The sequence below is a fragment of the Azohydromonas lata NBRC 102462 genome (assembly GCF_001571085.1).
Classification (GTDB): domain Bacteria; phylum Pseudomonadota; class Gammaproteobacteria; order Burkholderiales; family Burkholderiaceae_C; genus Azohydromonas; species Azohydromonas lata.
The window spans coordinates 1-6,955 of the sequence record NZ_BCTC01000182.1; the positions used below are offsets into that span (position 1 = coordinate 1).

Sequence of the window (6,955 nt, forward strand, 5' to 3'; positions counted from 1 at the left end):
GGGGCGGCGCTGCGGCTGCGGCCCGTTCTGATGACGGCTTCCGTCGCCATCCTGGGCCTGGTACCGATGCTGCTGTCCACCGGCGTCGGGGCCGAGACGCAGCGGCCGCTGGCAACCGTGGTGGTGGGCGGGCTCTTCACCTCGACGGCCCTGACCTTGTTGCTGCTGCCCCTGATGTACGAATGGGCCGAAGGTCGCGCCGAGCGGCGTGCCGGCGCTGCGACCACGGCGCAAGGAGAGACCAAATGAAGGAAATCAAGGCCTATGTGCACGCACACCGCATCGGCGAGGTCATCGCCGCGCTCAAGGCCTCGGCGGCCTGGGGCGCGGCCGACGGCGGGCAGCACAACCTCACGGTCTACGTCGTCAAGGGCTCGCTGGTGCCGATCGACGAACGGGAGAAGCACTACTCGATCGAGATCGGCGACGAGGTGGTCAACGAGTACAAGCTGGAGTTGCTGTGCGAAGAGCCCCACGTCGATGAGCTGGTGGCCATCATCCGGCAGGTCGGCCGCACCGGGCAGCCGCGCGCGGGCTGGGTGTACGTGACGGACGTGCAGCAGGCCCTGCCCATCGGGTGAGCCATGCATCCCGCGTTGCTTGTCCTGCTCTACACCCTACCGGCGCTGGCGGTGGCCACGGCGGGCGGCGCGTGGGCCGCTTGGCGGCCACCTTCCGAAGCGCTCACGGCCGTCATCCAGCACTTTGCCGCAGGCATCGTCTTCGCGGCCACGGCGCTGGAGCTGCTGCCCAAGGAACGGACCGAGGCGGCGCTGCCGGTCGTGATCGGCTTCACGCTGGGCATCGCGCTGATGCTGCTGGTGCGCCGGCTGGCCGGCGCGATCGAGAAGCGCGAGCAGGCGCGCCGTTTCCCAGCAGGGATGCTGGCCATCACGGCGCTGGACCTGCTCATCGACGGGCTGGTGCTCGGCATGGCGTTCGCAGCAGGTGAGAAAGCCGGTGTCCTGCTCGCCATTGCGCTCACCCTGGAGGTGCTGTTCCTGGCGCTGTCGGTCAGCGCGGCGATGTCCCGCTCGGGCGCGGGCCGCGCGGCTGCGCTGGCCGCGGCGCCGGGACTGGCGCTGATCCTGTGCCTCGCCGCAATGCTGGGACGCCTCTTCTTCGGTGCCTTGCCGCCGTTTGCGTTTGCCGTGTTGCTGGGCATCGGCATCGTCGCGCTGCTGTACCTGGTGACGGAAGAACTGCTGGTTGAAGCCCACGAGGTGGCCGAGACACCGTGGTCGACCAGCGCCTTCTTCGTCGGGTTCTTGCTGTTTCTCGTCATCGAGATGGCGGTGGAGGCATAGATGAGCCAGTGCCCACGCAATTCAACGGCCGCACCGCGCCGCGGCGCGGTGCGCGTCGTCACACCCGTGCAGTCGTCATGAAGTCAGGAAATCAGGATGTCTGAAACGCTCAAGCTCAAGCTGGACCTGCCATTGCTGCTGCCCGAGGTGCCGCAGGTGAGAGATCGCTGTGTGACACAACTGGTTGACACGCTCAAGGGCAAGGACGGCATCAGCGAAGCGCACATCACCGAAGCGGACAACACGCCGCAGCTGTGCATCCACTACGACCCGAAGGTCATCGCATTGCCGCGCGTGCGCGAGCTGGCGCGGGCCACGGGCGCGCAATTGACCGACCGCATCGGGCATCTCGTGTTGCAAACGAGCTCGATGCATGCGCGCGCGGCCCGCACCCTCGCTGCCAGGGTGCAGGCGCTGGAAGGGGTGCTGGAAGCCGAGGTGACGCCTACCGGCGCGGTGCGTGTGGAGTTCTACAGACAGCGTTTGGAGGAACCGGCGTTGCGGCAGCGGCTCCAGGCACTGGGCATCGAGGCTGAAACGCCTCACGCTCCTGGGAAACCTCATGCTCACCGTGAGGACTACGGCCACGGACACGGACACGGACACGGCCACGGGCACGGGCACGGGCACGGGCACGGGCACGGGCACGGGCACGGGCATGGCCATGCCAGCCATGGCGCCGGACAACACGCCGGGCACACGCATGAGCACGAGGACAAGGCGCATGGGCATGCGGGGCACGCGCATGGTGGACCTCTGGGTGAAAAGTCCGAGTTGATCTTCGCCCTGTTCGCCGGTGTGGCGGTGTTCGCCGGGTGGGTCGTCGAGCATTGGCAACTGGCTGGCACCGCCACCAGCACTGCCTGCTACGTCGTGGGCTATGTCCTGGGCGGTTGGTTCACGTCGCGCGAGGCCATCGAGAACATCCGGGCCAGGCGCTTCGAAATCGACACGCTGATGCTGGTGGCCGCGGCCGGCGCCGCGGCGCTGGGCAAGTGGGCTGAAGGCGCACTGCTGCTGTTCCTCTTCAGCCTGGGGCACTCGCTCGAACACTACGCCATGGGCCGGGCACGCCGCGCCATCGAGGCCCTGGCCAAGCTCGCACCCGAGCGGGCGCTGGTCAAGCGCGATGGCGCCACCGTGGAAGTCGATGTCGCGGACCTCAAGGTGGGCGACGTGGTCGTCGTGCGGCCCAATGAGCGGCTGCCAGCAGACGGCTTTGTGGTGGCGGGTCAGACCAGCGTGGACCAAGCACCCGTCACAGGCGAGAGCATGCCCGTTGACAAGCGAGCGGTGCCGGATGCGCAGGCGGCGCTGAGCGCCTTCGACAAACTGCCCGCGCAGCACCGTGTGTTCGCCGGCACAATCAACGGCGCCGGTGCTATCGAGGTGGTGGTGGCCAGGAAGGCCAGCGAGTCCACCATGGCCCGCGTGGTCCGGCTCGTGACGGAAGCCGAATCCCAGCGCTCGCCGACGCAAAACTTCACCGAGCGCTTCGAGCGGATCTTCGTGCCGGTGGTGCTGGCCACGGTTGCGGTGCTGCTGTTCGCCTGGGTGGTGGTGGACGAGCCTTTTTCCGCCAGCTTCTACCGTGCGATGGCAGTGCTGGTAGCGGCCAGCCCTTGCGCGTTGGCCATCTCGGTGCCCAGCGCGGTGCTCAGCGGTGTGGCGCGCGCCGGGCGCGGTGGCGTGCTGATCAAGGGCGGCGGACCGCTGGAGAACCTGGGCACGCTGACCGCTATGGCCTTCGACAAGACCGGGACGCTCACCGAAGGCAAGCCGCGCCTGACCGACGCGGTTCCGGCCGAAGGCGTGCCGGCGAAGGAACTGCTGGCTGTGGCCCTGGCCATTGAGGAGCACAGCGACCATCCGCTGGCGGCCGCGGTGGTCGTTGGCGCGCGCAAGACACTGGGTGCCGGGCATGCAGTGCCTGCCGTGCAGGGACTGCAAAGCATCACCGGCCGCGGCGTCACCGGCATTGTCGATGGGCGCCAAGTTCACATCGGCAAGGCCGCGCTGTTCGAGGACATCGGTGGCACGGTCGTGCCCGCCGAGCTGCGCGAGCACAACGAGCGGCTGATGGCTCAGGGACGCACCACCATGCTGGTGCGCCATGGCGACCGGTATCTCGGGGTGCTGGGTGTCATGGACACACCGCGCCCGGCGGCGCGTGAGGTCACGGCCGCGCTGCAGCGGCTGGGCATCAACCGGCTCATCATGATCTCGGGAGACAACCAGCGCGTTGCCGAGGCCGTGGCACGGGAGGTTGGACTCACCGAGGCGCATGGGGACTTGATGCCCGAGGACAAGGTCCAAGCCATCCAGGCGCTGCGCGCCAACGCCGGGAAGGTGGCGATGGTGGGCGACGGCGTGAACGACGCGCCCGCCATGGCCAACGCGACCGTCGGCATCGCGATGGGCGCAGCCGGCTCGGACGTGGCGCTGGAAACCGCTGACGTTGCGCTGATGGCGGACGACCTGTCCCAGCTGCCCTTTGCCGTCGGGCTGTCGCGCCAGACCAGCCGGATCATCCGGCAGAACCTGTGGCTGAGCCTGGGCGTGGTGGCGGTGTTGATCCCGTTGACGATCCTGGGCCTCAACATCGGCACGGCGGTGCTGTTCCACGAGGGATCGACGCTCGTGGTCGTGATTAACGCGCTGCGCCTGCTGGGCTTCAAGCAGCCGGCAACCAATTCCGAAACAACGGTGTCGCAAGCCTTTGTACGTCCAACGAGTGGTTGATTGCACAGCTCTCCCAAAGAAGGAAAAGACCATGTCCATGACCATATTCGGCGCTTCGCGTCAACCTACAGCAGTGCTTGCGGCGCTCGCCGCTGCGCTGCTTCAAGGCTGCTCGGCCATTCCTGCAGCGAAGGACGCCTATGAACAGGGCTGGCGCGAGGCCCGTGTCGTGGATGCAAGCATCGGCGACGAAGCCATTCGGAGCCTCGCGAACGACTGCCGTACGCAGGCCTCCGTGACCGAGTCGAGAAGATTTGCGCTGTTGTCGTATCGGGATGGCACCCAAGGTTTTGCCCGCTATGTCGCTGCCGTGCCGCAAGATCAGGCGGTCAAGGTCGAACGCATCTACCAAGTCAACGTGAAGGACTGCAGTTCCAGGTGGTACCGGGTCCGATAGCGCGCACGCGCAGACTCCAGTGGACCCGTGGCCTGGTGCAGATCAGAGGCATTGGGCTTCAGAGAGCACCAGACAGGCGAAAATGTCCTGCGCCTGGTCGCCCGGATCCGGCCGCCTGGGATGTATTGCGTGATCTTGTGCGGAGCCTCGAACTACATGAATACGTCCGCCAATTCGCGCTCATCGCGCTGGCTTGCCATGCTTCGAGCGTGCATGGCATTGGCACTGCTGCATGGCTGCACGGACCCGCCCGCCATGAAGGACGCCTTTGACCGGGGATGGCGCCATACGCGGGTGGTACAGGCCAAAGTCGGTGCGGAGCCGATCCCGCACATCGTCAAGGACTGTCGTACCGAGTTCGCCGCTGACACGCAAAGGCGCTTTGCAGTGGTCTCGTACAGCGATGGGGGACACCAATTCGTCAATCGCTACGTCGCGCTCGTGCCGCCAGGCTTGGCCGTTGACATGGGTGCTGTGTATCAGGTCAACATCAACGACTGCAGTTCCGCCTGGTACCGACTCCGATAACGACCTCCGTCATCACCGCAAAGGACGCCTGCCTTTCTTCTTCTGGGCGCGTCGCTGCTCGCGACGCTCGCGTTTGAGCCTGCGGTCGCGGACTTGCAGGTAGGCGCCGTAAACCATGGCCACGATCAAAACGATTGCACCGGAAATCAGCAGGTATACAAAAGGCCGGTCATGTGGATCAGACATTCGCCGATTTTCGCAGCGGTATCGACGAAGCCAAGTTGCAGGATTGAATCCCAATCTCGGTGGTTCTGCTCTATCACGACGTCGCCGCGCAGTTGGACACAACTCCAATCACGAATCGCTGTCGCGGTCGTACTTGACATGGATCCCAGCGCCGCTTGCTCGATGAGCATGCCGCTGCCTGGATACTGTCAACGCTCTGGCCGCGCCGTCATGATGGCCTACACAGGCGTTGCCGACTGGAACGCAACTGCTGCAGCACCTTGGCGCTGTGCACAGGAGCCGCTACCATTGATGCCGACTCTTGCGCGTGCTTCATGGGCATTGCCGCTGCCGGCACCGCGATGTGCGTGCCTCCTGGGTCTGACAAGTTCCAGCGCCGGCACGTGGTCACGCAAGCCCAGGACACCGTGCTTCGCGCCTGCCAGGGGCCTTGCCTGACCTGGTCCGACCGGGACGGTTGGTTCGTCGCGCCTTCGCGCTCGCCTGCGCACGGCGCCTTCAAGCGCCGTCGGCTACTGGGTATTGCCCAAGCACGGCCGCACTTCTGGCTCTTCACGTTGGCGGACGACACCGTTGTCGCAAGGCATTGCCAAGTCGCGATGCAGGCCCTGGGCAACACGCCCGCACAAGTCATCGAGGCGCTGCGCGTTGCTGTGCGCAACCACATCAAGGTCTACGGCAGCGCCGACCATGAGCCGCGCCGGCATGTGATGCCCGTGACACCGCGGCCCGTGGAGCTCTCGGGCACCCAGCGGCTGCATGAGGAGATGCCGCGCATTCGCGAGAGGCTGGGCTTCTGGTCCGCCAGCAGCTGGCTCAAAACCGAGTTCTTCCTCAACGACGCAGGACTCAACATCAGCGCGGCCCGGCACCACGAGCGGGAGTCGTTGTTCGCATCGGTGGATGCGGCTGTGCGGCAATCACCATGGCACCCGTGGAATGTCCGCGCCTGATGCCAATCGACGCCATGCAGGAAATAATTCTGCTTATCGGATCAGCACCGTCGCAGGCCTAAACTGACTGGCGTGAAAACGCGCCGGTCCGCCGCAGAGCCCGCCCAAGAGCAGCCGCTGCTGGAGCTGCCCGACGCCGCGGCGCTGTCCGCCCTGCGGGCCTGGCAAGAAGGCCTGTCCTCGCGCGAGGCCGTGGGGCGCTTCATCCCTGAGCGGCGGCCGGCGGGCGGCTCATCGCGCTCCATGATCGGCCACATCCGCCGGCAGCTCGCCGCCTTCGCGGCCAGCCGCCAACGCGAGGACCTGGCGCGGCACTTCACGGGCACGGCGCGCAAGGGCGCTGCAGCCGCGCGCGCCGTCGCGCAGGCCGTCGAGGCACTGCGCAGCACGCCCACCCCTCAGCCGCTCATTGGCGACGACGTGGGCCGCTGGCTGCCCCCGCGCGTGGCCGCGGTGCTGCGCAAGGCGGGCATCCGGACGCTGGCCGAGCTCACGCTGCGGGTGCCGCGCCGCCGGCGCTGGTGGACAGCGGTCGCCGGTCTGGGTCCGGCCATGGCCACGCAGGTCGAAGCCTTCTTCGCCTCGCATCCCGAGCTCACCGAGCGTGCCCGCGCCCTGGTGGCCGTGCCGCAGCAGGGTGACGTGCGGCCCTGGGAGCACATCGCCGTGCCGGCCGATGTCGATGGCACCCAGGGCGCCTTCCGTGCGCCGCGCGCATCGTGCTCGCTGCGAGCCAACAACGACTACGAGGCCGTGCAGTCGTGGCTGGCGTTGCACGAGGCACCAGCCACGCAGCGTGCGTATCGCAAGGAGGCCGAGAGGTTGCTGCTCTGGGCCATCGT

Annotated in this window: 9 protein-coding genes; 8 read left to right on the top strand and 1 reads right to left on the bottom strand. The window is 67.0% G+C overall.

Annotation, left to right across the window (positions count from 1 at the left end; genetic code table 11):
- The 6 genes from ALA01S_RS29815 to ALA01S_RS29845 all read left to right on the top strand — a co-directional run.
- Positions 1-249: efflux RND transporter permease subunit (locus tag ALA01S_RS29815; protein WP_157119397.1), on the top strand; the 249-nt coding region annotated here is incomplete at its 5' end.
- Positions 246-581, top strand: coding sequence for a P-II family nitrogen regulator (locus ALA01S_RS29820; RefSeq protein WP_029001652.1), 336 nt, complete (start codon positions 246-248; stop codon positions 579-581). The genes ALA01S_RS29815 and ALA01S_RS29820, both read left to right, overlap by 4 nt.
- 51 nt (positions 582-632) lie before the next feature.
- Complete coding sequence (locus tag ALA01S_RS29825) at positions 633-1,307, top strand: ZIP family metal transporter (protein ID WP_238456015.1); 675 nt, start codon at positions 633-635, stop codon at positions 1,305-1,307.
- A gap of 96 nt (positions 1,308-1,403) precedes the next feature.
- Positions 1,404-4,049, top strand: coding sequence for a heavy metal translocating P-type ATPase (locus ALA01S_RS29835; RefSeq protein ID WP_084268086.1), 2,646 nt, complete (start codon positions 1,404-1,406; stop codon positions 4,047-4,049).
- A 31-nt stretch (positions 4,050-4,080) separates the two neighbouring features.
- Positions 4,081-4,446, top strand: a complete 366-nt coding sequence (locus ALA01S_RS29840) for a hypothetical protein (RefSeq protein ID WP_029001650.1) — start codon at positions 4,081-4,083, stop codon at positions 4,444-4,446.
- 156 nt (positions 4,447-4,602) lie between these two features.
- On the top strand, positions 4,603-4,974 hold the full coding sequence (locus tag ALA01S_RS29845; RefSeq protein ID WP_156902146.1) for a hypothetical protein: 372 nt from the start codon (positions 4,603-4,605) through the stop codon (positions 4,972-4,974).
- A gap of 146 nt (positions 4,975-5,120) precedes the next feature.
- Here the strand turns inward: ALA01S_RS29845 and ALA01S_RS29850 are convergent, their stop codons facing one another.
- Positions 5,121-5,330, bottom strand: a complete 210-nt coding sequence (locus ALA01S_RS29850; protein ID WP_029001648.1) for a hypothetical protein — start codon at positions 5,328-5,330, stop codon at positions 5,121-5,123.
- 144 nt (positions 5,331-5,474) lie between these two features.
- On the opposite strand from ALA01S_RS29850, the gene ALA01S_RS33750 reads away from it, so the two are divergent.
- Positions 5,475-6,113 carry a hypothetical protein gene (locus ALA01S_RS33750; protein ID WP_156901835.1) on the top strand — a complete coding sequence of 213 codons (639 nt, stop codon included), beginning with the start codon at positions 5,475-5,477 and terminating at the stop codon, positions 6,111-6,113.
- Positions 6,114-6,185: 72 nt separating this feature from the next.
- Positions 6,186-6,955: phage integrase family protein (locus ALA01S_RS29860; RefSeq protein ID WP_305765093.1), on the top strand; the 770-nt coding region annotated here is incomplete at its 3' end.

Coding starts and splice junctions, on each gene's coding strand:
- ALA01S_RS29820 (WP_029001652.1), top strand. CDS start 246: ATGAAGGAAATCAAGGCCTATGTGCACGCACACCGCATCGGCGAGGTC.
- ALA01S_RS29850 (WP_029001648.1), bottom strand. CDS start 5,330: ATGCTCATCGAGCAAGCGGCGCTGGGATCCATGTCAAGTACGACCGCG.
- ALA01S_RS29845 (WP_156902146.1), top strand. CDS start 4,603: ATGAATACGTCCGCCAATTCGCGCTCATCGCGCTGGCTTGCCATGCTT.
- ALA01S_RS33750 (WP_156901835.1), top strand. CDS start 5,475: ATGGGCATTGCCGCTGCCGGCACCGCGATGTGCGTGCCTCCTGGGTCT.
- ALA01S_RS29840 (WP_029001650.1), top strand. CDS start 4,081: ATGTCCATGACCATATTCGGCGCTTCGCGTCAACCTACAGCAGTGCTT.
- ALA01S_RS29835 (WP_084268086.1), top strand. CDS start 1,404: ATGTCTGAAACGCTCAAGCTCAAGCTGGACCTGCCATTGCTGCTGCCC.